We start from the raw sequence: 22,929 nt of genomic DNA on the forward strand, positions 1-22,929 counted from the left end.
AAAACAGAGGTGAGGCAGTTGAAACTTTCCCGGTTGTTTATGGCCGTTGCAACGACAACGGCACTTTCTTGCATGGCGCTGGTGGGGTGTCAGACACACGGTTCGACACCGGCTGACATGGTGATGCGCAACGGCTATGTCTACACCGTCGATGGCAAGAACTCCGTGCAGCAGGCGATTGCCGTCACGGGTGGGAAGATCGTTTACGTGGGCAGCGATGAAGGGGTTGCCGCGTACATCGGCACGCAGACACAGATGATCGATCTAGCGGGACGCATGTTGATGCCCGGCTTCGTCGATGCACACATGCACCCGGGGGACGGCGGTCGCGCCATGACCTTGTGCGACCTGAAATACCAGACGATGACCCGTAAGGTTTTCCAGCAAACCATTCAGGCATGTCTGGATGCCGACAAGGACAAAGGCCCGGATGTCTGGCTTGAAGTGGGCAGCTGGGACCGCATGGGCATGACCGGGCTTGACGGCGATCCCGACAAATCAACGCTGGACGCGCTCAAGACCACTCGCCCGATCCAGGTCCGTTCCACCGATTTCCACACCGTGCTGACAAACTCCCGCGGCCTGGCGGTCGCAGGCATCAACAGGCACACGGCCAATCCGGGGGATGGTAAGTACGTGCGTGACAGCGCCGGCAACCCGACCGGGATCTGCGAAGACGGTGCCGCCGATGCCATGGCCGCCGTGGTGCCGCCAGCCACCGACGCCGAGAAGCTCAACCAGACCCGCGCGGCGCTCGATGCCATGCGCCGGCAAGGCATCACCAGTTTCTTCGATGCCTTGTCGGGGCCGGAAAATGGCAAAGCGTTCACCACCTTGCAGCAGTCGGGCGAGTTGACCGCACGGGCCTTGCTGGCAATCAAACTCGACCCTGCCGCCGCGGCAGACCCGGCGAAAACCATTGCCGAGGCCAAGGCATTGGCCAACACCTACGATCAGGGCAAAGCCCAAGTCGCGCCGGGGGTGAGCATGCGCCACGTCAAATTGTTCATGGACGGCATCATCAACGCGCCAGCGGATACCGGGGCGATGTTGACCCCGTACCTGCGCAATACCGGCACCGATGCCGCGCCCAAGTGGACATCAGGCAACAACGTCGGCGAGCTGTATTTCCCTGCGCAAGTACTCAATCCGCTGCTGCTGAAGGCGGTCCAGGCCGGCCTCGATCCGCACCTTCACGCCACCGGAGACCGAGCAGTGCGTGACTCGTTGAACGGTATCGAATACGTGCGCCGGCAACTGCCGGGCAATGGCTTTCGTCCGACCATTACTCACGCCGAGTCGGTGGACCCCGCCGACTATGGGCGCTTCAAGGCGCTCGACGTGACTGCCAACATGTCCTTCCAGTGGGCCCAGCAGGCGCCGTCCACGGTCGACGGCACCAGCGAACATCTGGGAGCCGATCGCTTCGCCCGCATGGAGCCATCGGGCAGTATCAGCCGTGCCGGTGGCCGGGTGGCGTATGGCAGCGACTGGCCCGTCGACCCGCTCGACGAATTCCTCGCACTGAAGATCGGGGTCACCCGCTCAGGCGATCCGCTTAACCCGCACAGCTATGGTCCCAAATATGCAGGCAGGTTGAATGCTGACCCGGCGTTGTCGCGCGCTGATGTGTTGAAAAGCATCACGATGAACGCTGCCGAGCAGTTGCGACTAGACTCGGTCGTTGGCTCGATAGAAGTGGGCAAGTTCGCTGACGTGATCGTTCTGGACAAGAACTTCATGCAGGTGCCCGATGATGAACTGGCCCGCAATGACGTGCTGCTGACGGTGGTCGGCGGCAAGGTCGTATGGGCCAAGGCGCCGTTCGTTGGTCTTGAACAACGGGCGGCTGAAGTAGCGGTTACTGAACAACAAAAATAAAACCACGCTCCTGCATGTTCGATTTGCCTTTAACTCACTGGCATTAGCGTCTACCCCATAAGAAGAGAACACAAAATGACCAAGGTCAGCGATACCCAGCAGCGAAGTCCCCTGATCGAGACTCGTTCGATCGATTACATCCCGGAAGCCGAGCGTCATGGCAGCCTCTACAGCCAGTTCACCCTGTGGCTCGGCGCCAATCTGCAGATCACGGCGATTGTGACCGGCGCGCTGGCCGTGGTGCTGGGTGGCGATGTGTTCTGGTCACTCATTGGTTTGCTGGTCGGCCAGTTGCTCGGCGGCGCGGTGGTGGCGCTGCACGCTGCACAAGGACCCAAGCTCGGGCTGCCGCAGATGATCTCCAGTCGCGTGCAGTTCGGGGTCTATGGGGCGGCGATTCCGATTGTGCTGGTGTGTCTGATGTACCTCGGCTTCAGCGCCACCGGCGCGGTACTGTCGGGGCAGGCCATTGCTCAATTGGTCCATGTCAGTGACAGCGCCGGCATCCTGATTTTCGCCTCCTGCATCGCGTTTCTGACCCTCTTCGGTTATCGGGTCATCCACCTGGTGGGCAGGGTGGCGAGCGTGCTGGGCATCATCGCCTTCGTCTATCTGTTTACCCGGTTGATGACGCTCAACGATATCGGTCTGTTGCTGGAAAACCGCCATTTCGGCTGGAGTACTTTCCTGCTGGCAGTGTCTCTTTCCGCATCCTGGCAGATCGCGTTCGGCCCTTATGTGGCCGACTACTCACGCTACCTGCCGAGCAAGACCTCATCCTGGAAGACGTTCACCGCCGTCGGCCTGGGGACGGTGGTGGGGGCCCAGGCTTCCATGGTGCTGGGAGTGTTCGCCGCTGCGTTGGCGGGCGCAAATTTTCGTGGACATGAGGTCGCCACCATCGTCGGGTTGGGCAGTACCGGGGTGATGGCCTCCCTGCTGTACTTGAGCGTGGTGTTCGGCAAGGTCACGGTGTCGACCCTCAACGCTTATGGCAGCTTCATGTGCGTGGCCACCATCATCAGTGGCTTTCGTCGTGGCTTCGAAATATCCGCCGGTAAACGCATGCTGTTTGTGCTGGTGATTGTCGGCGCGTCCACCACGCTGGCGCTGCTGGGGCAGTACTCGTTCCTGAGCACGTTCAAGTACTTCATCCTCTTTCTGCTGACGTTCTTCACGCCGTGGAGCGCGATCAACCTGGTGGACTACTACTTCATCAACAAGGAGCGCTATGACATCCCGGCGTTGTCCGACCCGGCGGGGCGTTATGGCCGTTGGAATGTGTTGGGGATCAGCGTGTATGTGCTCGGTGTGTTGGTCCAGCTGCCTTTTGTCGACACTCACTTCTACTCCGGACCAATGGTCGCGCAGCTCGGTGGTGTCGATATTTCCTGGATCGTCGGGCTGGTGGTGCCGGGCATGCTCTATTATTGGCTGGCCAGGACATCTGCGCTTGCGGTGTCGGTCGAGCGCAGTTCGCAGGCTTGAGTGCCCGGTCAACAAAGGGGGCAGGGCGGGCGCGGGGCTAACTACCGGGTCCTCGAGCGTCTCCTATACTGATCCGCGTTGACGGTTCAACACAGACACCGAATGCCGCCGGAACAGCAGCCAGCGTTCCGGCGACTTCCCTACGACTCAACAGTAAGGAGAACGAACATGGCAATCCGTATTGGCGACGAGGCACCGGACTTTACCGCTGAAAGCACCGAGGGCCCGCTGCATTTCCATGAGTGGATCGGTGACAAGTGGGCGATTCTGTTCTCGCACCCCAAGGACTTCACCCCGGTGTGCACCACTGAGCTTGGCTACATGGCGGGGCTCAAGCCGGAGTTCGATAAGCGCAACACCAAAATCGTCGGGCTCAGTGTCGACCCTGTCAGTAACCATAAGACCTGGGCCAAAGACATCGAAGAGACCCAGGGGCATGCGGTCAACTACCCCATGATCGGCGACGAGAATCTGGTGGTGGCGAAGCTCTACGACATGATTCATCCGAATGCCAGTGGCGGCGCACGGACTGCCGTGGACAATGCCACGGTGCGTTCGGTGTTCATTATCGGCCCGGACAAAAAGGTCAAGGCGATGCTGATCTACCCGATGAGTGCCGGGCGCAACTTCGATGAAGTGCTGCGTCTGCTCGATTCTCTGCAACTGAACGCCAAGCACACCGTTGCCACGCCGGTGAACTGGCGTCCGGGCGAGGACGTCATCATTCCCACTTCGGTCTCCGATGAGGACGCCAGGAAGAAATACCCGGATGGCTTCAAGACGCTGAAACCTTATTTGCGCACCGTGGCGCAACCGAAGTAACTCATCTGTTCGGAGACCACCCACATGGCCGTCCAGGTCCTGCGCGTTGATGCAACCCACATCGATAAAGTCGCCAGCCTCTTCGACGCCTATCGAGGCTTTTACGGCCAGCCCTCGAACCTGATGCAGTCTCGCGCTTTCATCGCAGAGCGCATCGCCAGGGACGAATCGGTGATTTTCTTCGCCGAGGACTCCACGGGCGAAGCGCTCGGCTTTGTCCAGTTGTACCCGACGTTCTCCTCCATCGACGCCCACCGCACCTGGCTGCTCAACGACCTCTTCACCACACCTGCCGCCCGCGGCAGAGGGGTAGGGACGTTGCTGATGAACACCGCCCGAGCCTTTGCGCTGTTGACCGGCGCTAAGGGCATGGTGCTGGAAACGGCCACGGACAATCACCTCGCGCAACGGTTGTATGAATCATTGGGCTATGTGCGCGATACGGGTTACTACACCTACTGTCTCGACTTGAAGTAGGCGCAAACTTGTGACCCCAGCGCCAGCCATTTTCTATGGACGGTTCGAAACCCTCACTCAAGGCGCGCCAAACAGCATCGTCCAATAAACCCCTTTGTTGCTGCGCGAATCGCTGGCGTACGCCGCGCCGACCTGGGTAAACATCGGGTTCATCAGGTTGGCGCAATGCCCGGGGCTGGCCAGCCAGCCGGACATCGCCTGGCTGGGCGAGCCTTGCCCGGCGGCGATGTTCTCGCCGATCTGCCGGCCGCGGTAACCGGCGGCTCTGGCGCGATCCGCCGGCATATCACCGTCGGGGTCCTGGTGGGCGAAGTAGTTGCCGTAGGCCATTGCCTTGCTGTGCCCTTGCGCGGCGGCGCCCAGGGCGGCGTTCCAGGTTAATGGCCGTGCGGCGGCGAAGCGTTGGCGCCCACACATGCGTGGCCTGGCTCTTGCCGCGTTGACCTGCGCCAGCAACGTCTTGCCCGCAGCGCGCGAATCGCCGATACGCCCGTCGAGCACCGGTTGCGCCAGCACCACCCGCCATTCGCTGCGGGCACGAGTGACACCGATGTCGGCGTATTGGGTATCGAGCAGCGCCCCACAGTAGTCGCTCTGGAGCATGTCGAACGCCTCATCGGCATCTTGCGCGCCGACCAGGCGGATGGTCCGTACCGTTACAGCCTGATAGCCGTTAGCCTTCAACCCCTCCCGCAAACCACCGCCATAGCCGATCGGCAAGGACAAGTCCGATTTCAGCGCCAGTGGCCGTAACGGCCTGACCGCACGCCCCGCGCAGCGGTCGGGATCGGCGCGGTAATCGTTGATGACTTCCACCAGTTGCCGTTCCCCGCTGGCATGGGCGGGGCTGGCGAACAGCGGAAACAAAGGCATCAGGCACAGCGAAATAAAGCGGCAGCAGCGGACAGTCGGGCGCATGAACAGACAGCTCTGATGAGTTGACGACGATAAGGGTGGGATAAAGATGAGCAATAACCGCATGAGCGCTTCATTGGGCGAGCGTCTTTTACGGCACGGCTATGACTGCGGGTCTCAAAACTGGTTCACGAGGGGAACAGACAAATTTGACGGCTACGCTGAGAGGGCCGATTCAGACGGGTCACGAGTCTGGGACAGCAGACGCTCGCACTGGTAACGTACTGACATCATTCGAGTGGTACAGGGACATGACTAAGACCAAGGGCAACAAGGATTGGGTCAAACGCTCAGCGCAGCCGTTGAAGATGGAGCGCATCGAAGCCTTTTTTGGCGGCCATGGCTTTACGCCGCATCGCCACGATACTTACGCCATCGGGCGAACGCTGTCGGGTGTACAAAGTTTCCAGTACCGCAAATCCCAGCGCCACAGCCTGCCCGGTAAAACCATCGTCTTGCACCCGGACGAGGTGCATGACGGTGAGGCCGGTACCGAAGCGGGTTTTCATTACCGGATGATCTACATCGAACCTGCCCTGATTCAGCAGGTGCTGGGCGGCAAGCCGTTGCCATTTATCGAGGGTGGCTTATCGAGCGACCCACGGCTGGGTGCCGCAACCCAGGTACTGCTGCAAAACCTCGACGCTTGCATCGAACCCCTGGAAGAAGACGATGCCATTTACGATCTCGCGCAGGCGCTGGATACGCTCTCTGGTCAGCGTGGGCGGCGCAAGTCATTTGATTTTGCAGCGGCCGAGCGCGCGCGTGCGCTGATTCATGACTCGCTGGATCGAGTCATTACCCTGGATGAGTTATCCCAGGCGAGTGGTCGAGACCGGTGGAGCCTGAGCCGTGATTTTCGGGCGCTGTACGGCACAAGCCCCTATCGGTACATGACCCAGCGCCGGCTCGACCTGGCAAGAGCATTGATGGTTGGGGGCCACTCGATGGCAGAGGCGGCCGTATGCGCAGGTTTTTTCGACCAAAGCCACATGACGCGTCAATTCGTCCAGACCTACGGCGTCTCCCCCGGCCGGTGGCTGAAGAGGTTGGGCCTTGATTGAGCAGGGTCCCGGCCAACTTGCACAATCATGCAATACGCAGCGTTAGGTCATCCCTAGAGTCAGGGCTCGATATCTTGTCCAATGAGGGTGACTTAAATGAATTCCCAGGCCTGCACCGCGATTAACTTTGCCGAAAAATATGCCTTGTTCAGCGAGCAATGGGCGCCAAAGGTGATTGCCGAAATGAACGACTATCAGTTCAAGGTGGTGAAAATCGAAGGCGACTTTGTCTGGCATTCCCATGCCGATACCGATGAAGCCTTCATCGTCCTTGAAGGCGAGCTTCGCATCGATCTTCGGGAGCGGGCCGTCGTGGTTGGGCGGGGAGAAATGTACGTCGTCCCCAAGGGCGTCGAACACAAGCCTTATGCAGAACGCGAGGTGAAACTGTTGCTGATCGAGCCGCGAGGTGTGCTGAATACCGGTGATCAAGCCGGGGAAAGAACCGCAATGAATGATGTGTGGATCTAGACGTTTTGGTGGTTTTTGCCGGCCTTTTCGTTGAAACGATTCGATGGAGGCCGGCAAAATGCCTCTCGTCGGGAGATAAAGCAGCTATTGCGCGCTTTTCAGCTATTCTTGCGGCATCTGGAGGGTGCCATTACGTGCTGGCACACGATGCGCAGGGAAGGGAAAGACAAATGGATGATGTGTATTGCGTGCAAGTTATCGCTGTGACTGGCGGTAAAGGGGGCGTGGGCAAGACAACGGTAGCGGTTAACCTCTCGTTGGCGTTGGCAAAAATGGGGCGGCGCGTCGTATTGCTGGATGCCGATCTTGGCCTGGCGAATATCGATATTCTGCTGGGGCTGACTCCGCGCTACACACTGGCCGATGTTCTCGAAGGGCGTTGCGAGCTGTCCGAGGCACTCATGCCTGGGCCTGGAGGCATTCGTGTGGCCCCGGCCTCTTCTGGTTTGCAGAACATGACTCATCTGGAGCCTGCGCAATACCGCGCGCTGATCCAGGCCTTTAGCGATATCGGCGACAAACTGGATGTGCTGATCATCGATACGGCCGCCGGTATCGGTGGCTCAGTGATCAACTTCATCCGCGCGTCTCAGGAAGTGCTGGTGGTGGTGTGCGATGAACCCACCTCGATCAGCGGCGCCTACGGGCTGATCAAATTGCTCAACCTGAACTACGGTCTGCAGCGTTTTCGCGTGCTGGCCAACATGACGGGCAGTCCGGCGGAAGGCCGCAATCTGTTTGCCAAGCTGGAAAAGATTACCGAAATGTTCCTGGATGTCTCGCTGCAATACGTCGGCGCGGTGCCGAACGACGAAAGTGCGCACAAAGCCGTGCAGAAGGGACGCGCAGTGTTTGAAGCCTTCCCTCGTTCCAAGTGTGCTCAAGCTTTCCAGGCTCTTGCTCACAACGTCGACAGCTGGCCATTGCCGACTCATCCGAGAGGGCACGTGGAGTTCTTCGTTGAGCAACTCGTGCATAATTCCGGCAGGTGAGGCTGTCGACGGCGGCAGCCCGTCGTTAGCTCAGCCGCGAAACGTGTTTCACAGCTTGTAGCCAATCTGCCGCAACAAATTCTTGCGCCACAGGATGTCTTCGTCGCCTTCAATGCCATCGGCACAGAAGCCATCCACGACGCCCAGGATCGCGCGTCCCTGCTCCGTCTCGGCAAGAATCACTTCGGTTGGATTGGCTGTTGCACAAAAAATGCGGCACACCTCTGGCACCATTTTGACGGCGTTCAACACGTTCAGCGGATAGAAACCGTCGCCGAGGAAAATGATGAAGCTATGGCCGGCGGCGATGGCTTGCGCGTTTTTCTGCGCAAGCTCGATCATGGCGGTATTGGTGCCAGACCATCGCACCAGGCATTTGCCGGAGGCTTCACAAAAAGCCACGCCAAACTGGATACCTGGCACGGCGTTTATCAACGCTTCGTGGAGGTCTTCAACGGACTTGATGAAGTGCGTCTGACCAAAGATGAAATTCGTCGCTTCCGGTTTGTCGATTTTCAACGTGATGAGTTGCATCTCAAACGCCTCCTGTCACGATGTCGCGGACCGGCATCGGGCCTCTATTCAAGCCGGGACGATCTCCTGCTCCTCTGGCTGTGTCTCCGGGTGGATGCGAACATCACCCAGTCTCCTCAAGGGATGCCCAGTTTCCAGCTGAACTTCTCGAAATCCCGGGCACTGATTTCGTGCTCGATCTGCAACCGCACGATCATGCGATTCCATTTGGTCAGTAACTTGAGCCGGCTCCTGATTGCAGTCCTTTGCAGAGGAATACAGATGAATATTAGCTCCAATTTGACCACCAGCCAGGGCGCCAGGATTCAGTCTGTGGCTGTCGTCGTACCTTAACGCGGTTTCATACGATAGGCCGTCGCGCTCCAGTACCGGTTACCATTGCTGGTATGGCGAATCCATCCGGTAGCCTCCAGGTGCTTGGCAATCATTCGATTCATTATTCCATGACCGAGCAGTAAAACAGGCCCTTCGTCGGCAAGGGATTGAAGCCGTTGAGCTGCCGTATTGGCGCGCATTCTGGCCTTACTGGCTGACTCGACCTTCCCCGAGAAACCGCACAACCATAAAACACGAAGAATAAATGCCCACGTAAACGGTGAAAGGCGCGGCAGTGTCCATCGTCCATGGGGCAGTTGCGCTTCGCAGAACATATCATCGACAACGCTGGCTTGAAGGCCTAGCGCTCGAACCGACGTCAGCGCCCGGGGCGCACTGCTCGACACGATCATTCTGGCGGTACGCGCCAGCGCCACACTCGATTGCGGGGCGGGTTGGTCGATGATTTCTGACAGGTCGTATTGCTCGATCCAGCGTTTCATATCGCGCGCTGAAACTTTGTCTTGCACGGCCAGATCTGGCTGGCCATGACGCATCAAGATGATTTCCTTTTCCACTGTTGTTACGTCCTTGTTTTGCTATTCCGTGAGTGGTTGTACCCATCGGAGATTTGAAGGCAAACGACCCGTTGTGGGTCAAACTGCAACGCCTGCGTTGTAGTCCTGTCAGCGATACTCAAGAGGCAGGCGAGCGACAATCATTATGAAGAGGGATAGCCACTATGAGCAAGGAGACGACCGGTTCAAAGGACACTGAGGGGCAAGGCTCTGCGTCTGCGCTGATCGAGGCGAAAATCGAGGCACTGGATGATTGGCGGGGCGAGACGCTTGCTCGGGTTCGAGCGCTCATCAAGCAAGCCGACCCCGAAGTGGTCGAGGAGTTGAAGTGGCGGGGCGTTCCGGTGTGGTCGCATGCCGGCATCATCTGCACCGGCGAGACGTACAAGAATGCCGTGAAGATGACGTTCGCCAAGGGCGCCTCGCTGGAAGACCCTTCAGGACTGTTCAACGCCAGCCTCGATGGCAACACCCGGCGTGCCATCGATATTCATGAGGGCGACCGGATTGATGAAACGGCCTTGAAGGCGCTGATCCGCGCCGCCGTGGCACTCAATCTGTCGTAGCGCCGTTCAGTCGAGCACAGATTCCGGTTCATCCAGGTGATCGATGTGCTTGAAGCGCTCGACCAGAAAATCGATCAGGCTGCGCACTCGCGCCGACAGGTGTAACTGTTGCGGGTAGATGGCATAGACATCGGCGCGGGTCGGTGTCTGGTCCTCCAGCACCAGGCGCAAACGGCCACTGCGCACGTAGCGGGCGATGTCCCATTCGGCCCGCAGCAGAATCCCATGACCTTCCAGCGCCCAATTGAGGGCCACTTCACCGTCGTTGCAGCCTAACGCGCCACGCACTTTGACGTTTTGCGTGCGCCCACCGTTGGTAAAGCTCCATACGCCGTAGGGCGTTTCGTTTTGCCGCAGGAAGATGCAGTTGTGTTGTTGTAAATCCGCCAGGCGTTGCGGCACGCCAGCCTGGCGACCTACACCACGGCGGTGAAACATGCGTCGTTCATGGACTTTGTGATGAACATCATCCCCGACACCATCGTGGATGCCTTCGCCAAAGGCAACGTCCTGCAAATCTTGCTGTTCTCCATTCTGCTGGGTGTTGCCCTGGCGCATGTCGGGCCGCGCGCAAAAGTGTTCGGACCTTCAACCTGGACGGCCAGGCGATCTACTACACCATCGCCGCGATCTTCATTGCCCAGGCGACCAACACGCCGCTGACCCTCATGGACCAGTTGATCGTGCTGGCGGTGCTGATGTTCACCTCCAAAGGCTCGGCGGGGGTGACCGGTTCGGGGTTCATCATCCTGGCGGCGACGCTGTCCTCCCTCGGCACCATCCCGGTGGCGGGCATGGTGCTGTTGCTGGGCGTCGATCGGTTCATGTCGGAAGCACGCGCGATCACCAACACCATCGGCAACGGCGTCGGCACCATGGCCATTGCCAAATGGGTCGGCGCGTTGGATACGGTGAAGATGAACAAGGCGCTGAACGGGGAGGGCGCGGAGGCAAAGCCCGAGATGGCTCAGGCGGACACTGTTGCTGTTGCGGCATCGACGCCAACCAGCGCGATGGCCTCATCACGAGCAGGCGCGCTCCCACAAGGGGTGTATGTCGAGTCCAAGTAGCCGGGACCATGCAGCTCAAAAAATGTAGGAGCGGGCTTGATCAGAGGGGCGGTTGGGCAACCAGGCCTTCTTCCCCTCGACCGGTGCAACCGTGCCTTTGGCCTCGCGGAAACATTCGCTCCTGATCGAGGCGGTGTAAAAAACTGCGTCAAGGTGCAGCGTTCGGACGAACATAGTAATTGTCGAACTCGCCGCTTTCGACGAATTGGAAGCCATGACGGATGTAAAACCGATTCGAAGCGCTCTCTTTGAGCGCGCCCACCCTGACAGGGAGCGCGGCGGCATCCGCTTCTTTGAAAATCTGTTCGAGGACAGCAGAACCTACACCTGTTCCCTGAGCATTCGGTCGGACATACAAGTGGTCAAGTAGCAGTTCGTTCAGCTGAGGCTTGACCACAATAAAACCGACTCGCTCACCGGCCAGCTCAATGTGACGCGTGTTGCGACAATCAAAACCGTTGATAAAACGCTCACGTGCACGTATCGGATCAAATCGCCCAATCCGTTCAAGACTTTCGCGCATGGCCTCAATTCGAATGGCCACAAGATTGTCCAGGTCGGCGGGGTGAGCCGGAACCAACATTACTGGAGGACTTTCAACAGGTATGACGGACATCGTTTGCACTCTAATTATCATCACGGGGAGCCAGCGCCAGTACGATGGATTTCATTCTGGCCCTTCTGCAGCGGCGCTAATGGAGCAAAGAGAGTTATAGATTAGCTTCAAGGCTTCGATGTGGGCGCCAGTCATGATGAAATAGCCGCCCGCTTTTGCTGTCAGCAACGCCTGATTTGGAGCCGAACATGAAAAACGCCGTCGTACTCACCTTGGCCTTGATGCTCAACATGGGGTTGTTCAGTACGCAAGCAGCAGCGGCCGGTGATGCTGAGGCGGGCGAGAAACTGTTCAAGCGAATCTGTGGCGGCTGCCACCAGGTAGGGAGTTCGGCGCGAGGTTTTTTTGGTCCGCAACTCAATGCGATTTTCGGGCGCCCTGCGGGCAGCACGGCGGACTACCAGTACTCAGACGCGATGAAATCATCAGGCGTCGTCTGGACCCGCGAAACTCTCACCGCCTACATCGAAGCGCCAAAAACAGTGGTCCCCGGCACCCGCATGATTTTCTGGGGCCTCAGCGATCCGGAAAAGATCGAAAACCTGTTGGCCTATCTGCAGACGTTTCAGCCGCAATGATCGGAGCCTTATCGATCCGCTTTTTTCAGTGCTGAGTGATATCAATGGGCCACTTCATCCGTTAGAGTATGCGCCGCCCGAGAGATGGATCCCGGGTATTTCTAATGGAGTGACACAGTGAATTACCTCAGCAAAGCGGTTGCCGTAGCCCTGTTTGGCCTGGTTCTGGCGGGTTGCACCGGCACCCCGATGAAGACCCAGCAATACGACAGCAGCCAGTACACCGTTGTCGGCCACAGTGAAGCGACCGCCACTGGCCTGCTGCTGTTCGGCGTCATCCCGATCCAGCAGAACAACCGCTTCATCCGCGCTCAGGACGCGGCCATCAAAGCCAAGGGCGGCGATGCCATGATCAACACCCAAGTGCAGGAAAACTGGTTCTGGGCTTGGGTCCTGACCGGCTACACCACCAAAATCTCCGGTGATGTGGTCAAGCTGAAAACCGTTCAGTAAGCGTCAGTGCTTCGCCTTTGTGGTGAACGCGCTTCGACATGAACGAGCCGGATTTAGTCGGCTACCTTGTGGCGAGCGAGCTTGCTCGCGCTGGGCTGCGTAGCGGCCCCAAAAAATCTGGCAACCATTGCCGGTTCTTGTGAGTGCTACGCACTCAAGCGGGAGCAAGCTCCCTCGCCACAGGTTTCTCACTCATTGATCATTGCCTCACGCCCACGCTTTTCCGAGTTCCTCCAGACCGGCGTTTTGCAGGTCCTGCGGGTTCATGACCACACGGAATTTGCAGTTGGCCTGGAAGTTGAGGAAGAAGGGTTCCGCATACCCGGGTATTTCGGAGGGATCCACGATATCGATCAAAAAAATCCCATTTCGCATGCCATCTTGCTCAGTGAAATAAGTCGCCTCGGGCTTAATGGTGTCCAGGATACGGTTCATGATTTCGCCGACCTTCCCCGACCTGACAAACGCGTTGAAAGGCTCATGGGGAAACTCGACCATCAGTAGCATTTTCATTATTTGATACTCAGTTTGAAGTGGCGCACTCCTTACCCGGATCCTTACTCCTGGTTTTGATGCCGCAAGCCGTGCCCGCGGTGTGTGTGGTTAAGAATAGCGAAGGGTGAGAGGGCGTCGGGGCGGGGTTACGGACGGTCGTTGTTGATGATTCAGCGCGGGCGCTAATTCGCTGAAACCCGCATCTATACTGCTTCGGGCGAGCATCGATGTAGTCGGGTACTAAAAAAAGCATGAAAAAACCCGGCTGATGAGGCCGGGTTCTTTGGTCGAGTGTTGCGGTAAAGCCACTCACTCATGCTGCACGGTTTTCGATCAGACGATCCGAACCACCTTCAGCGACGCGGTTTTCGATCAGACGATCCGAGCCGCCTTCAGCGACGCGATTCTCGATCAGACGATCCGAACCACCTTCAGCGACGCGGTTTTCGATCAGACGATCCGAACCACCTTCAGCGACGCGGTTTTCGATCAGACGATCCGAACCACCTTCAGCGACGCGGTTTTCGATCAGACGATCCGAACCACCTTCAGCGACGCGGTTTTCGATCAGACGATCCGAACCACCTTCAGCGACGCGATTCTCGATCAGACGATCCGAACCACCTTCAGCCACACGGCTTTCAATCAGGCGATCCGAGCCGCCTTCAGCGACGACCGGGTGAGCAGGGGAAGCGGCGAAAGCGTTTACTGCAAAAACCGAGAAAGCGATGCTGAGAAGGGTTTGGCGTTTCATGATGGTGTGCTCCGGGGTGTTATTGGCTGGGTATGGAGCGGATGTTACGCCGAGGATTTTTTATGAGAACTTCATTGACGTGATGGTGACTATCGACGTCAACAATGGTTGAAACGTGGTGGGCAAATGCCGCGTCCACGCGAGATGAGCCCACACCTATTGAACATTGGATGCGGGCTGTTTTCCTCAGGCTTACACGAACAGGTCATAGGACAGTTTGCCGATCAGGATCAGCAGCAACACCAGGAACAGCGCCCGGACAAAGGGCACGCCTTTATGTACCGCCAGCCAGGTGCCGGTCAGTGCGCCGAGGATGTTGAATGCAGCCATGGGGATGGCGATCAGGTAGAGCACGTTCCCCGTCGGAATGAAGAACATCAGCGCTGCTACGTTGGTCGCGATGTTCACCAGCTTGGCCGACGCCGAGGCATGCAGGAAGTCGAAGGCGAAGCAGCGGATGAACAGGAAGATCAGGAAGCTGCCAGTGCCGGGCCCGAACAGTCCGTCGTAGAAACCGATGGCGCCGCCGATGACGATCGCCAGCAGTTTTTCCTTGGTGCCGATGTGCATGGGCTTGTGCAGGGCGCCGAAGTCCTTTTTCCAGAAGGTGTAGATCGCCATCAGCACGATCAACACCAGCACCGCTGGCCGGATCACCGACTGGGGCACGAACGACACCGTGGCCGCTCCGAAGAAGGACATGACAAACGCCGCACTGGCGGCGGGGATCACCAGACTCCAGTTGATCACCACCTTGCGCACGAAGGATCGGGCGGCGAATGCAGTGCCGCAGGCTGCCGCAACCTTGTTGGTCCCCAGCAGCGCCGCTGGTTGTGCCGTGGGTAGCACGTTGAACAGCGCGGGTATCTGGATCAGTCCACCGCCGCCCACCGCCGCATCGATCAGGCCGGCAGAGAAGGCGAATACGCAAAGGATGACAATATCGATCATGGAATCAGGCTCTGACGGTGAAAGATGGGTGAGAGTCCGGGGTTGAACGGAAGGTTAACCAAAGCGCTTTTTTTGTGTTGCAATGCCACGTTGTGAAAAGTGCAACGAGGTGGCGCATGGCATTGGATATGTTGGGGGAACTTGAAGCCTTCGCGACGGTGGCTCGCAAGCGCAGCTTCGTCGCGGCAGCACGAACTCTGGGGCGCTCGCCCAGCGCGCTGACCCGCGCAGTTCAGGCCTTGGAGGAAAGTGTCGGAGTCAAGTTGTTCAATCGCTCCTCCAATGCCGTGAGCTTGACCGAGGCGGGTGAGCGCTTGTTGCCTCACGCTTACAAAATGCTGGATCTGCAACGTGAGGCGGATGAAGACCTGGCCGGCATCAGTGGCCAGGCCTACGGCTGGGTCCGCTTTTCCGCCCCCGAGTTTCTCGGGCACGGGGTATTGCCCCGGCTGATCGCGCAGTACGCCGAGCGTTATCCGGACGTGAACGTCGATGGGATTTTCACCGATGAAACCATCGACCCGGCCAAGAGCAAACTGGACTTCTCGATTCGCGGCGGGTATCCGCAATCCAGTGACCTGATCGGCTTTCCACTCTGGAGTTATTCACGTTATCTGTACGCCAGCCCCGAGTATCTGGAGCGGCACGGGATACCCGACTCCATCGAGGCGCTGGAGGCGCACTCGCTGATCCTGCACACGGCGCCGCGGATTCTCAAGGAGTGGAATTTTCGTAGTGAGACGCAGGCCATCAGCGTTCGGGCTCATCCCAAATTTCGCTTCAACTCCGGTTCGGCGGTGTTCCAGGCGGCCCTGGCAGGCCTCGGTATTGCCCGCCTGGCGGACTGGCTGGCAGAGCCCGAAGTGCAAGCGGGGCGCCTGCTGCGGGTCTGTCCCGAGTACAAACTCACCTCCAGCAGTGGTGAGAGCCCGCAGATGCACGCGGTGTACCCGGCCGGGAATCTGCCGCTGCGGGTGAAGTCGTTGCTGGAGATGATCCGTGGTTTTGGTGAAAGTCTTGATCGAAAGCATGCAGTAACGCTCCAGGGTGGCTGATGCATCACCAATCGCGGACACAAAAAACGGGCGCCCCTTCAGGTGCCCGTTTTTATTTGCTCCATCGCTTGCGCGCGCAAGCGCCAAACGACCGGTTCTAACGCTTGATCAGGGAAATCTTGGTGCCTTCGATGCTGACCCCAGCCATTAACCCTTGCTGGTCGAAAATGAACGCGTAGGCATCGCCCTTCAGCGTCGTGCTGGACAGATTTTTCGCCACCCCCGCATCAACCAATACAACAGTGGGGCCTACGCCGATTTCCCAACCCTTGGTTTTACGGACATAGTCCACGGCTTTGTCGGTCATCAGGAAAACCGCATAGGCATACGACTGTGCACCTGCCTGTAGCCCCCAGGACCCGGTTACGGTGTTGTAGTAATTCTCTACTTTCTTGTTCTTCAACAATACGCCTTCGCCGTAGCTGCCGCCGAATACAAGGCCCGCCTTGACGATATTCGGGAAGACAAGAATCGCTTTGGCATTGTGCGAAATGGATTCGGCCAGTGGTGTGGACTTGTAAAGAGTTTGCAACGCTTGCTGAGAGTCGGCATTCAGATCCTCAGCGGTTGCCGCACCTGCGGTGTTCAGGAAACTTGCCGATACCAGTGAAGCTGTCGCAAGGACGATCGATAAGAAGAACCGCATTGACTGAGTCATGTCAGGTACTCCAATACGGGAGCATTGGATGTCAGCAGCAGCCAGCACTTGCCCCGGCAGAATCCGGGCCTGCTGAAATTATCCGGCGCACCCTAAAGTGGTGTGAGCTACTGGCTTCGCCCTTGAATGAAGCAGGCCAGCGGCCTGTGATCAGTAGCGATGCCATCACTGGTTTCGACCTCTGCGTGTTGGCCGGGTTCGAAAAAAACAAAACGGGTGCCTGACAAGGCGCTGGCATCATTCAAGTACTGACAAACCGAGTACACACCTTGCCAGCAGGGTGAAATGATTTGAATCCAATGCGCTCCTTGTAGAGAATCGCCGTCTTTGCCTCGAAAGGATGCGGGCGATGAAGTTCGAAGGGACTTTCCAATACATGGGCATTCACGGGATCGTCTTCAACGTCTCGCAGATCACCCTCAACGACAGCGAACGTGGGCGCCTGCGCGAGTTGCATTTTTCACTGCCGCCACCAAGGCCGTGGCCCTCTCTTACGTGGCAATACCTGTAGGCGCCGGTGTGCGCACGTATGCCAATGAAATCCTACCCACCTACCATGTGGGCGACGTACTGGTCAGCATTGAGGCGCAGGTCAACGGCGGTATCGGCCCGCAACGCACCCTTTCGACATTGATCATCAAGACCTGACTGGAGACGTACATGTCCGTAATTACTCAATTGGTCATTGCCTTGGTGTTGTCCTTTCTGCTTGATCAATTCCTCAAACCGTATCTGCTACGCAAGTGGCTAGGAGTGGTGTTGGTGGCGGCGGGTGCGGTTGGCTGCGTTGTGGCAGGTCAGATCCGCTTGTTGGGGTTTGATCTGGGGTTGCTGTCGGTTTTTGCCGTGGCGATAGGGATGGGATTGTTCATGAAGCGGCGGCGGTTCGAGCAGATTGACTGAAGGGATGTAGGGATTTATCGCTACTAGGGATAAGTCCTATCGCTATGCAGGAGCTGTACAGCATCGCGATGAAGCGTTCACGCCATATCAAAAAAAACGGGCGCCGGTCAGCACCCGTTTTCATTTACTCCGCCGCCTGCGCCCGCAAGCGTCGGCCAATCACATCCATCAAATCACAGCCGTAGGACTCGTATGTAAAGCTGGCGTGATTCACTCATCCGTCGATCGTTAGCTTTCGGCCTAGCCCGGAAGCAGCCATTACACATCCAAATCCACAAAACAGGACCGCGTTATTCCAGTCCCCTAGCGTAGAATTTCCAAAACGCCAGCCCCCACCCGAGACGGACCCTCAATGCAAACCCCAACCAAACCCCAACACCCCCTCTGGCAAACCTACCTCCTATTCCTCGCCCCCATGGTCCTTTCCAACTTCCTCCAGTCCATGTCTGGCACCGTCAACAGCATCTACATCGGTCAATTGCTCGGCACCCAGGCGTTAGCGGCGGTGTCCGGCATGTTCCCCGTGGTGTTCTTTTTCATCGCCCTGGTTATCGGCCTCGGTGCGGGCGCTGGGGTGTTGATCGGCCAGGCCTGGGGCGCCCGTGAGCCGCATCTGGTGAAGGCCATCGCCGGTTCGACGTTGCTGTTGGGGGCGATGATCGGGTTGGTGGCGGCGGTGTTGGGCAGTGTGTTTGCCCGGCCGGCGTTGCAGGGGTTGGGCACGCCGGGGGATGTGCTGGACGATGCGGTGGCGTATGCCCATGTGATGATGTGGATTTTGCCGTCGCTGTTGGTGTTTGTGTTGTTCACGCAGTTGCTGCGTGGGGTGAGCGATACGCTGTCGCCGTTGTTGGCGTTGGTGGTGTCGACGTGTGTCGGGCTGGCGCTGACGCCGGCGTTGATTCTCGGGTGGTTTGGGCTCCCGCCGATGGGGATTCAGAGTGCGGCGTGGGCGGGGTTGGTGGGTAACCTGTCGGCGATGGGGTGGCTGGCGTGGCGGTTGATTCGCAAGGGGCATCCGTTGGCGCCGGATCGGGAGATGTTTGCGGCGATGCGGCTCGACAGGGTCATCCTCGGCAAGGTGTTGCGCATCGGGCTGCCGACCGGGTTGCAGATGGTGGTGCTGTCGTTGTCGGAGCTGGTGATTCTGGCGCTGGTGAACCAGCACGGGTCCCAGGCGACGGCGGCGTACGGGGCGGTGACGCAGATCGTCAATTACGTGCAGTTCCCGGCGCTGTCGATTGCGATCACGGCATCGATCCTCGGCGCGCAGGCGATCGGGGCAGGGCGCCTTGAGCGCATGGGGGAGATTTTGCGCACCGGGTTGTTGATCAACGTGTGCCTGACCGGCGGCCTGGTGCTGTTGGGTTATCTGCTGTCGCACTGGTTGCTGGGGTTGTTTCTTACGGATGATTCCACCCGGGCAATGGCCGAGCACTTGTTGCACATCATGCTCTGGAGCCTGTTGGTATTTGGTTTTCAGGCGATTGTCGGCGGCATCATGCGCGCCAGCGGTACGGTGTTGGTGCCGGTAGCGGTGTCGATTGTGTGCGTGGTCGGGGTGCAGTTGCCGGTGGCGTATCTGCTGGATACGCGCTTCGGGCTGCCAGGGGTGTGGATGGCGTTTCCGGTGGCGTATCTGGGCATGCTGATGCTGCAGACGCTGTACTACAAAATGGTCTGGCAGCATCAGAAGATCGAGCGGTTGGTGTAGGGGGCGTTCTCCATTAGTTTCCCGGCCCTTCGGGTTGTGCCTTAAAGCGGGCCAGCCTGCGTTGCAGGCCTTGGAAAGGGAACAACCATTCCCAGCAGCCTGCGCCTTGCCTGGCTCGCTTTAAGGCGACAACGCGGCGGGGAAACTAATGGAGAACGCCCCCTAGGCCCTCGACGGCCCCTCAACTATTGCTCTTGAGCCAGGTTTCGAAGCGTGTCGGCCCGACGATGGGGTGCTCTCCCGGCGTCAGCGAGTGGTCATCGATCGGCGCACCGAAGTAGGGGACCGTGTCGTCCGGTTGGGCCTGGCGCGGGTCGTTGGTGTGTTGCAAAAACAAGCGCACGAACTCCACCAGCGGCCAGCGCTCAGGCCCGGCCACTTCCAGGGTGTTATTGCTCGGCGCTTGCACCGCGACTTTCGCCAGCGCCATCGCGACATCGGTTGCGGCAATCGGCTGCAACGCGGCGGAGGTCAAGCGCACGGTGTCGCCTTCCTGTACGCCCGAGTGGGAAATGGCCCCGATGAACTCGAAGAACTGCGTGGCCCGCAGGATTGTGTAAGGAATGCCTGAGTCCTTGATGAGTTGTTCCTGGGCCATTTTTGCCCGGAAATAGCCGCTGTCGAGCATGCGCTCGGTGCCTACCACCGACAGCGCGACATGGTGTTTGACCCCGGCGGCCTTCTCGGCGGCGAGCAGGTTGCGCCCGGAGGTTTCGAAGAACTCGAGCACGACGGCATCTTCGAAGGAGGGCGAGTTAGCCACGTCGACCACTACATCGGCGCCTTGCAAGGCGTTTTGCAAGCCCTCGCCGGTGAGGGCGTTGACGCCGGTGCTCGGTGATGCGGCCAGGGTTTCATGCCCCAGGTCTTGCAGGTTTTTGCAGAGCTGCCTGCCGATCAGCCCGGTACCGCCAATCACGACGATTTTCATGACGAGTCTCCCGATGCGTGCGCAGTGGGGTGCGAGGTGTCAGCCCCGCTTGGACATCGTGTTTCTGGTCGGAGTGGGGGGGGCTGGCTTGGAATCCTGCAACCATTAAAGACCCGGAATGTCCTCAATGGCGCAAAGATTGGAAACTAGTCCGATAGATGGTCGGGGCCGGCCCATCCGGTGCAAAACCCATTATTGCTTCTGCTGATTTTCCGCCACAGCAGCTTTGGACTTGGAGAACCGATAGAACAGGTTGGGCTCGCTCACAATGTACAGCTCGCCGGAGGTGTCCATGGTCATGCCTTCGGCTTGCGGTATGGTTTTTTTCAGGTCATTCAGGCCGAGCAGGGAGCGGAAGCTGACGAAGTTGCCGTCCTGGTCCAGTTCGGTCACGTTGCTGGATTGCTCGCTCAATAACAGCAAGTGACCGGTCTGCGGGTCATAGTAACCCTCGGAAAGGTCCAGGCCGAAGACGCTACGGTCAATCCAGTGGGTCAAGTCCTGGATGTGCACCTGCAACGGGCTGCCGATGGATGCCAGCATGCCCGTGACCGTAAACAGCTGCCGCGGATCGCGCTCCTTGATCGCGAAGATACGATCATTGGCCGCATCATAGGTCACGCCTTCAAAGCCCTTGTTGTGTTCGCTCAGGTTGATCTCGATGGCAACGAACGGGGCGTTCTCGACATGGATCGGGCCAGGGCTGTCCGGCAAGGTGATGACGTACAGTCGCTGCAACTGTTCATCGGCGATCACTACGCGTCCGTTACCCAGGTAAGCAAGACCTTCGGTGTCCTGGAAGCCGATCAGCGGGTAACGTTCAAGCAGATCGCCGTTGCGGTTCATGGCCACAATCTGCATGGGCCCACCATTGGTGATGCCCAGCAGTCGATCATGGTCCGGGTCATAGGCGATGCCGGACAGATTGGTGATGTCCGCGACAGGCTTGGCCTGGATCACGGCTTTATAGTCCGGCAGCCAGATATTTTTATCGGGCGCCTGATTACCATGCCAAAGAGTTTTCCAGTACGCATACAGCTGCTGGTGAACCATGAAATGTGCAGAAACCACGTAGGCGCCAAGCAATACAACAATGAACAATATCCCCAGCTTCCCTCTCTTGCTCATGACTTGTCCTTGTCCCAGCTGAAGCGATAGACCTTTTTGGGTTGTCCGGGCTGGCATTGGCCGTTATCGGCATCGGCGCCGACGATCGACCATTGCGCGCGAGACGTTTCGCCGAGCTCATGAGCGGCCTCGGGATTGAAACACTTGCTCAGCACTTCGTCCGGGACCAGGGCGTAGGCATCACGGTGTTCGCGTAGCCATTGCGCCGCTTGTTCGACCGAGGAACTGCTCATCCCGAAATGCACGATCGGCTGCCGGGCGAATAACCAGTGGCCCTCGCGCCAGTCGACCAGCACCAGCTCGGCACCGTGGGTCATGGTCGCCGCCTGCGCCATGATCGCTTCGTGGGGGTTGGGACCTTCCTTGATCGGCTCGATGAACCCGCGGGCGAACCACAGAACGAACCAGCTCACCACCAGCGCCTGGAATACCCGCATACCGCGCGGACGTTTTCCGAACCAGCGCTTGAGCAGCCAGGGAATCAGCGGCGCCGCCACCAGCACCAGACCGGGCAATGCCGGATAGATGTACAACTTGCGCTTGCCGGTGCTCAGGCAGAAAAACAGCACCACCAGCACGACCCAGCTCAACAGCACCAGCACTCGACCGTCGTGCTTGCGCAGTTGCTTGCGCCAGGCCGGCACCAGCCACGGCAGGGCCAGCACCAGCGGCAGCCAGTATTGCGGGATCACGTTGACGAAGAAGTACCAGAACGGTTCGCGATGGTCCCACGCGGCGGCATAGCGTCCCGCTGTCTGGCGCAGCAGGATTTCTCGCGCATAGGCGACTTCTTCCGCGGTGCCATTGAGCACAATGGACAGTGCCAGAGGCAGCAGCCATATCGCGATAGCCCCGAGCGCCACCAGAAAGCCCAGGAACCATTTGCGCTTCTGGCCGGGCATGGCCACCACGCCGGACCAGTTTTTGCGCACCGCGTAGGCATACGGAATCAGCATCAAGGCCGGGACGAAGCCGACCCCTTTGGTGATTATGCCAATTCCCATGGCGGCGCAGCCCACGTAAAACCAGCGCCAGGCTGGCCCGAGCAGCAGGTGCCGCGCCAGTCCGTACAGGCCCAGGGAGGTGAACAGAATCAACAGGCTGTCGATCTGGCCGGTACGCAGGATGCTGTAAGTCTGATAGGTGGCCAGGTACAACAGCGCGGCTATTCGACCGATGCGCTGATTCCACAGCCGGCGGCCCAGGTCGTAGACCACGGCCGTGACCGTCGCCGCCGACAACATCCCCGGAATATACAGGGCGAGGGCGGGCAGGCCGGTGAGCCACGCGAAGAACGCCACCATCCACATGAAGATCGGCGGTTTATCGCCGTAGATCTCCGCAGCGCGGTGAGGGATGAACCATGACCCGTTGTGCAGCATCTCCAGCGCTACGCCGAGGAAACGTTCCTCGTCGACGTTTTGCGGTTGACGCAGCCCCAGGCCAGCGCCGATCAACAGCAAGGCAAGCAGCACCAGGCCCAGGCATTCGATGCTGGGCGACAGGGTTTTACGCATGGC

The 22,929-nt window shown here is 58.8% G+C and carries 26 protein-coding genes and 2 pseudogenes; 16 read left to right on the forward strand and 12 right to left on the reverse strand.

All coding sequences use genetic code 11. From position 1 onward, the window contains the following. The first annotated feature begins 18 nt into the window (after positions 1–18). The 4 genes from LOY28_RS09435 (at position 19) to LOY28_RS09450 (ending at position 4,668) form a co-directional block, all read left to right on the forward strand. Positions 19–1,881, forward strand: coding sequence for an amidohydrolase (locus tag LOY28_RS09435; RefSeq protein ID WP_258613412.1), 1,863 nt, complete (start codon positions 19–21; stop codon positions 1,879–1,881). A gap of 75 nt (positions 1,882–1,956) precedes the next feature. Beyond that, positions 1,957–3,369 (forward strand): cytosine permease, encoded by a 1,413-nt coding sequence (locus tag LOY28_RS09440; RefSeq protein WP_086945331.1) that lies wholly within the window; start codon positions 1,957–1,959, stop codon positions 3,367–3,369. Positions 3,370–3,537: 168 nt separating this feature from the next. Next, positions 3,538–4,191, forward strand: a complete 654-nt coding sequence (locus tag LOY28_RS09445; protein ID WP_018928249.1) for a peroxiredoxin — start codon at positions 3,538–3,540, stop codon at positions 4,189–4,191. A gap of 24 nt (positions 4,192–4,215) precedes the next feature. Continuing rightward, positions 4,216–4,668, forward strand: a complete 453-nt coding sequence (locus tag LOY28_RS09450; protein ID WP_018928248.1) for an N-acetyltransferase — start codon at positions 4,216–4,218, stop codon at positions 4,666–4,668. A gap of 57 nt (positions 4,669–4,725) precedes the next feature. Here LOY28_RS09450 and LOY28_RS09455 read toward each other — a convergent pair whose 3' ends face one another. Next, on the reverse strand, positions 4,726–5,586 hold the full coding sequence (locus LOY28_RS09455) for a CAP domain-containing protein (protein ID WP_018928247.1): 861 nt from the start codon (positions 5,584–5,586) through the stop codon (positions 4,726–4,728). Positions 5,587–5,834: 248 nt separating this feature from the next. On the opposite strand from LOY28_RS09455, the gene LOY28_RS09460 reads away from it, so the two are divergent. From LOY28_RS09460 to LOY28_RS09470, 3 genes are all read left to right on the forward strand, one after another. Then, positions 5,835–6,647, forward strand: a complete 813-nt coding sequence (locus LOY28_RS09460; protein ID WP_086945332.1) for an AraC family transcriptional regulator — start codon at positions 5,835–5,837, stop codon at positions 6,645–6,647. 96 nt (positions 6,648–6,743) lie between these two features. Continuing rightward, a complete protein-coding gene (locus tag LOY28_RS09465) occupies positions 6,744–7,118 on the forward strand; it encodes a cupin domain-containing protein (RefSeq protein ID WP_064616884.1) in 375 nt (124 codons plus the stop codon). A 170-nt stretch (positions 7,119–7,288) separates the two neighbouring features. After that, complete coding sequence (locus LOY28_RS09470; protein WP_258614427.1) at positions 7,289–8,110, forward strand: MinD/ParA family protein; 822 nt, start codon at positions 7,289–7,291, stop codon at positions 8,108–8,110. Between the two features lie 48 nt (positions 8,111–8,158). On the opposite strand, the gene LOY28_RS09475 is transcribed toward LOY28_RS09470, so the two are convergent. Both LOY28_RS09475 and LOY28_RS09480 read right to left on the reverse strand, forming a co-directional pair. Next, positions 8,159–8,644: an adenosine-specific kinase gene (locus LOY28_RS09475; RefSeq protein WP_018928243.1), complete on the reverse strand. Its 486-nt coding sequence runs from the start codon at positions 8,642–8,644 to the stop codon at positions 8,159–8,161. A gap of 329 nt (positions 8,645–8,973) precedes the next feature. Beyond that, on the reverse strand, positions 8,974–9,537 hold the full coding sequence (locus LOY28_RS09480; RefSeq protein WP_018928242.1) for a histidine phosphatase family protein: 564 nt from the start codon (positions 9,535–9,537) through the stop codon (positions 8,974–8,976). Between the two features lie 164 nt (positions 9,538–9,701). On the opposite strand from LOY28_RS09480, the gene LOY28_RS09485 reads away from it, so the two are divergent. Beyond that, positions 9,702–10,103, forward strand: a complete 402-nt coding sequence (locus LOY28_RS09485) for a DUF1801 domain-containing protein (protein ID WP_258613416.1) — start codon at positions 9,702–9,704, stop codon at positions 10,101–10,103. A gap of 6 nt (positions 10,104–10,109) precedes the next feature. Here the strand turns inward: LOY28_RS09485 and LOY28_RS09490 are convergent. Further along, a pseudogene (locus LOY28_RS09490) lies at positions 10,110–10,508 on the reverse strand (LysR substrate-binding domain-containing protein); the annotation flags it as partial. On the opposite strand from LOY28_RS09490, the pseudogene LOY28_RS09495 reads away from it, so the two are divergent. Further along, positions 10,494–11,173 (forward strand): annotated as a pseudogene (locus LOY28_RS09495) (cation:dicarboxylate symporter family transporter); the annotation flags it as partial. The pseudogenes LOY28_RS09490 and LOY28_RS09495 overlap by 15 nt on opposite strands. A gap of 148 nt (positions 11,174–11,321) precedes the next feature. On the opposite strand, the gene LOY28_RS09500 reads toward LOY28_RS09495, so the two are convergent. Next, complete coding sequence (locus LOY28_RS09500) at positions 11,322–11,789, reverse strand: GNAT family N-acetyltransferase (RefSeq protein WP_064621220.1); 468 nt, start codon at positions 11,787–11,789, stop codon at positions 11,322–11,324. A gap of 188 nt (positions 11,790–11,977) precedes the next feature. On the opposite strand from LOY28_RS09500, the gene LOY28_RS09505 reads away from it, so the two are divergent. Beyond that, entirely contained in the window at positions 11,978–12,367 is a 390-nt protein-coding gene (locus LOY28_RS09505) for a cytochrome c family protein (RefSeq protein ID WP_018928236.1), read from the forward strand. Between the two features lie 117 nt (positions 12,368–12,484). Next, positions 12,485–12,820, forward strand: coding sequence for a hypothetical protein (locus LOY28_RS09510; protein ID WP_018928235.1), 336 nt, complete (start codon positions 12,485–12,487; stop codon positions 12,818–12,820). A 207-nt stretch (positions 12,821–13,027) separates the two neighbouring features. Here the strand turns inward: LOY28_RS09510 and LOY28_RS09515 are convergent, their stop codons facing one another. The 3 genes from LOY28_RS09515 to LOY28_RS09525 form a co-directional block, all read right to left on the reverse strand. After that, positions 13,028–13,333 (reverse strand): hypothetical protein, encoded by a 306-nt coding sequence (locus LOY28_RS09515; RefSeq protein WP_018928234.1) that lies wholly within the window; start codon positions 13,331–13,333, stop codon positions 13,028–13,030. A gap of 295 nt (positions 13,334–13,628) precedes the next feature. Continuing rightward, positions 13,629–14,069, reverse strand: a complete 441-nt coding sequence (locus LOY28_RS09520) for a hypothetical protein (RefSeq protein WP_064616890.1) — start codon at positions 14,067–14,069, stop codon at positions 13,629–13,631. A 192-nt stretch (positions 14,070–14,261) separates the two neighbouring features. Beyond that, positions 14,262–15,020 (reverse strand): TSUP family transporter, encoded by a 759-nt coding sequence (locus tag LOY28_RS09525; RefSeq protein ID WP_019649478.1) that lies wholly within the window; start codon positions 15,018–15,020, stop codon positions 14,262–14,264. A gap of 116 nt (positions 15,021–15,136) precedes the next feature. Between LOY28_RS09525 and LOY28_RS09530 the strand changes: the two genes are divergently transcribed. Further along, positions 15,137–16,075 (forward strand): LysR family transcriptional regulator, encoded by a 939-nt coding sequence (locus tag LOY28_RS09530; protein WP_258613421.1) that lies wholly within the window; start codon positions 15,137–15,139, stop codon positions 16,073–16,075. Positions 16,076–16,172: 97 nt separating this feature from the next. Here LOY28_RS09530 and LOY28_RS09535 read toward each other — a convergent pair whose 3' ends face one another. Continuing rightward, the gene (locus LOY28_RS09535; RefSeq protein ID WP_018928229.1) at positions 16,173–16,733 is read right to left on the reverse strand and encodes a YSC84-related protein; all 561 of its coding nucleotides are present in this window, start codon (positions 16,731–16,733) and stop codon (positions 16,173–16,175) included. 349 nt (positions 16,734–17,082) lie between these two features. Here LOY28_RS09535 and LOY28_RS09540 point away from each other — a divergent pair, with 349 nt between their 5' ends. The 4 genes from LOY28_RS09540 to LOY28_RS09555 all read left to right on the forward strand — a co-directional run bounded on the left by LOY28_RS09540 (position 17,083) and on the right by LOY28_RS09555 (position 19,350). Continuing rightward, positions 17,083–17,244, forward strand: coding sequence for a hypothetical protein (locus tag LOY28_RS09540; RefSeq protein ID WP_258613424.1), 162 nt, complete (start codon positions 17,083–17,085; stop codon positions 17,242–17,244). Further along, entirely contained in the window at positions 17,229–17,381 is a 153-nt protein-coding gene (locus LOY28_RS09545; protein WP_258613426.1) for a hypothetical protein, read from the forward strand. Before LOY28_RS09540 ends, LOY28_RS09545 begins: the two co-directional genes overlap by 16 nt. Positions 17,382–17,393: 12 nt before the next feature. Continuing rightward, a complete protein-coding gene (locus LOY28_RS09550) occupies positions 17,394–17,636 on the forward strand; it encodes a hypothetical protein (RefSeq protein WP_258613428.1) in 243 nt (80 codons plus the stop codon). Positions 17,637–17,988: 352 nt separating this feature from the next. Continuing rightward, complete coding sequence (locus tag LOY28_RS09555) at positions 17,989–19,350, forward strand: MATE family efflux transporter (protein ID WP_258613431.1); 1,362 nt, start codon at positions 17,989–17,991, stop codon at positions 19,348–19,350. A gap of 181 nt (positions 19,351–19,531) precedes the next feature. On the opposite strand, the gene LOY28_RS09560 is transcribed toward LOY28_RS09555, so the two are convergent. From LOY28_RS09560 to LOY28_RS09570, 3 genes are all read right to left on the reverse strand, one after another. Then, on the reverse strand, positions 19,532–20,281 hold the full coding sequence (locus LOY28_RS09560; RefSeq protein ID WP_258613437.1) for an SDR family oxidoreductase: 750 nt from the start codon (positions 20,279–20,281) through the stop codon (positions 19,532–19,534). Between the two features lie 192 nt (positions 20,282–20,473). Beyond that, positions 20,474–21,409 (reverse strand): SdiA-regulated domain-containing protein, encoded by a 936-nt coding sequence (locus LOY28_RS09565; protein WP_258613440.1) that lies wholly within the window; start codon positions 21,407–21,409, stop codon positions 20,474–20,476. After that, on the reverse strand, positions 21,406–22,926 hold the full coding sequence (locus tag LOY28_RS09570) for a glycosyltransferase family 39 protein (RefSeq protein WP_258613442.1): 1,521 nt from the start codon (positions 22,924–22,926) through the stop codon (positions 21,406–21,408). The genes LOY28_RS09565 and LOY28_RS09570 overlap by 4 nt, the downstream gene beginning before the upstream one ends. Positions 22,927–22,929 lie beyond the last annotated feature (3 nt).

Source organism: Pseudomonas sp. B21-017, from assembly GCF_024749245.1.
Taxonomy (GTDB): Bacteria; Pseudomonadota; Gammaproteobacteria; order Pseudomonadales; family Pseudomonadaceae; genus Aquipseudomonas.

Bases quoted from the DNA above. Each gene is read 5' to 3' on its own strand.
- LOY28_RS09535 (WP_018928229.1), bottom strand. From the start codon at position 16,733: ATGACTCAGTCAATGCGGTTCTTCTTATCGATCGTCCTTGCGACAGCT.
- LOY28_RS09550 (WP_258613428.1), top strand. From the start codon at position 17,394: ATGTCCGTAATTACTCAATTGGTCATTGCCTTGGTGTTGTCCTTTCTG.
- LOY28_RS09470 (WP_258614427.1), top strand. From the start codon at position 7,289: ATGGATGATGTGTATTGCGTGCAAGTTATCGCTGTGACTGGCGGTAAA.
- LOY28_RS09570 (WP_258613442.1), bottom strand. From the start codon at position 22,926: ATGCGTAAAACCCTGTCGCCCAGCATCGAATGCCTGGGCCTGGTGCTG.
- LOY28_RS09560 (WP_258613437.1), bottom strand. From the start codon at position 20,281: ATGAAAATCGTCGTGATTGGCGGTACCGGGCTGATCGGCAGGCAGCTC.
- LOY28_RS09530 (WP_258613421.1), top strand. From the start codon at position 15,137: ATGGCATTGGATATGTTGGGGGAACTTGAAGCCTTCGCGACGGTGGCT.
- LOY28_RS09500 (WP_064621220.1), bottom strand. From the start codon at position 11,789: ATGTCCGTCATACCTGTTGAAAGTCCTCCAGTAATGTTGGTTCCGGCT.
- LOY28_RS09520 (WP_064616890.1), bottom strand. From the start codon at position 14,069: ATGAAACGCCAAACCCTTCTCAGCATCGCTTTCTCGGTTTTTGCAGTA.
- LOY28_RS09445 (WP_018928249.1), top strand. From the start codon at position 3,538: ATGGCAATCCGTATTGGCGACGAGGCACCGGACTTTACCGCTGAAAGC.
- LOY28_RS09525 (WP_019649478.1), bottom strand. From the start codon at position 15,020: ATGATCGATATTGTCATCCTTTGCGTATTCGCCTTCTCTGCCGGCCTG.
- LOY28_RS09465 (WP_064616884.1), top strand. From the start codon at position 6,744: ATGAATTCCCAGGCCTGCACCGCGATTAACTTTGCCGAAAAATATGCC.
- LOY28_RS09485 (WP_258613416.1), top strand. From the start codon at position 9,702: ATGAGCAAGGAGACGACCGGTTCAAAGGACACTGAGGGGCAAGGCTCT.
- LOY28_RS09515 (WP_018928234.1), bottom strand. From the start codon at position 13,333: ATGAAAATGCTACTGATGGTCGAGTTTCCCCATGAGCCTTTCAACGCG.
- LOY28_RS09565 (WP_258613440.1), bottom strand. From the start codon at position 21,409: ATGAGCAAGAGAGGGAAGCTGGGGATATTGTTCATTGTTGTATTGCTT.
- LOY28_RS09440 (WP_086945331.1), top strand. From the start codon at position 1,957: ATGACCAAGGTCAGCGATACCCAGCAGCGAAGTCCCCTGATCGAGACT.
- LOY28_RS09505 (WP_018928236.1), top strand. From the start codon at position 11,978: ATGAAAAACGCCGTCGTACTCACCTTGGCCTTGATGCTCAACATGGGG.
- LOY28_RS09540 (WP_258613424.1), top strand. From the start codon at position 17,083: ATGAAGTTCGAAGGGACTTTCCAATACATGGGCATTCACGGGATCGTC.
- LOY28_RS09555 (WP_258613431.1), top strand. From the start codon at position 17,989: ATGCAAACCCCAACCAAACCCCAACACCCCCTCTGGCAAACCTACCTC.
- LOY28_RS09460 (WP_086945332.1), top strand. From the start codon at position 5,835: ATGACTAAGACCAAGGGCAACAAGGATTGGGTCAAACGCTCAGCGCAG.
- LOY28_RS09475 (WP_018928243.1), bottom strand. From the start codon at position 8,644: ATGCAACTCATCACGTTGAAAATCGACAAACCGGAAGCGACGAATTTC.
- LOY28_RS09450 (WP_018928248.1), top strand. From the start codon at position 4,216: ATGGCCGTCCAGGTCCTGCGCGTTGATGCAACCCACATCGATAAAGTC.
- LOY28_RS09455 (WP_018928247.1), bottom strand. From the start codon at position 5,586: ATGCGCCCGACTGTCCGCTGCTGCCGCTTTATTTCGCTGTGCCTGATG.